This is a genomic window from Vibrio sp. 1874 (genome assembly GCF_033344395.1).
GTDB lineage: Bacteria > Pseudomonadota > Gammaproteobacteria > Enterobacterales > Vibrionaceae > Vibrio > Vibrio alginolyticus.
The window spans coordinates 1-1,021 of the sequence record NZ_JAWPOR010000196.1; the positions used below are offsets into that span (position 1 = coordinate 1).

A 1,021-nucleotide genomic window follows, 5' to 3' on the forward strand; every position below is an offset into this window, starting at 1 on the left:
AATTCCGGGGTTACTCATGATTCCGATGTGTAAAATCACTGGGCTAACATTTAAAGCTTGGGCTCCACCTCATATGTTTCGAAATAGCGGAAACCTTGCGATACCGTTGTTCACTTATACATTTGGCGAAGCCGCCCTTTCTTCTGCTGTACTGCTGTTTGTAGTATCAGCTTGCTTACATATCAGCGTAGGTGTGATGTTGTTAAGTAACGGGAATCCATTGAAACAAATCATGAAGATGCCAATTTTCTTATCAGCGTCACTCGCATTATGTTTGAACTTATCAGGTATTGGCGCGTGGACACCGTTGTATGAAGCAACAGCACTGCTAGGGCAAGCCGCTGTTCCGGTAATGCTGCTTTCTCTTGGCTCACAAATGTGCCATCTAAGACTGGATGGATTAAAAGTTGGAGTTTTGTGTACCGTTCAATCGTTAACGACTGGCGCAATCGCGTTTGCAATCATTTATTGGTTTATTCCTTTACCAACCATGCAACTACAAATGATGGTGCTGTTCACCATGCTACCTCCAGCGGTCATGAATTATCTATTTGCAGAGCGACTGAATATCGAACCGATGACAGTGGCATCCATGGTGTTGTTTGGGAACTTCTTTAGCGTATTGACGTTGCCATTGCTCCTAAGTTACACGCTGTCGTTGGCGTAAGTGAACCTTGAGAGTCCATCGTTGCTGTTGGTAGGCAAACCTGAAGGTTTGGATTTTCGACACAATCTTTCTATGTAATCTTGTTTCACAATCTATGTTGTATGTGCGGAATAGGCATAAAAAAACCCTGCCAACTTGGCAGGGTTTTCAGTCTCTTAAACAGTTTGTTACGCTGCGTTAATTAGTCGCGCAGAGCTGCACCAAACTTCTCAGATACGTGAGCAACGATAGCATCAACCGCACCAGCGATGTCTGCATCTTCAAGCGTACGCTCAAGTGACTGTAGAGTCAGAGCGATAGCTAAGCTCTTCTTACCTTCTTCAACGCCTTTACCTACGTAAACGTCGAACAGCT

2 protein-coding genes are annotated in these 1,021 nt (G+C 44.4%); one reads left to right on the forward strand and one right to left on the reverse strand.

Annotation, left to right across the window (positions count from 1 at the left end; genetic code table 11):
- Window positions 1–667: AEC family transporter (locus R8N46_RS25565; RefSeq protein WP_318189823.1), on the forward strand; the 667-nt coding region annotated here is incomplete at its 5' end.
- A 181-nt stretch (window positions 668–848) separates the two neighbouring features.
- Here the strand turns inward: R8N46_RS25565 and R8N46_RS25570 are convergent.
- Window positions 849–1,021, reverse strand: a 173-nt coding sequence (locus tag R8N46_RS25570) for a hypothetical protein (protein ID WP_318189824.1), incomplete at its 5' end; no start/stop codon positions are given.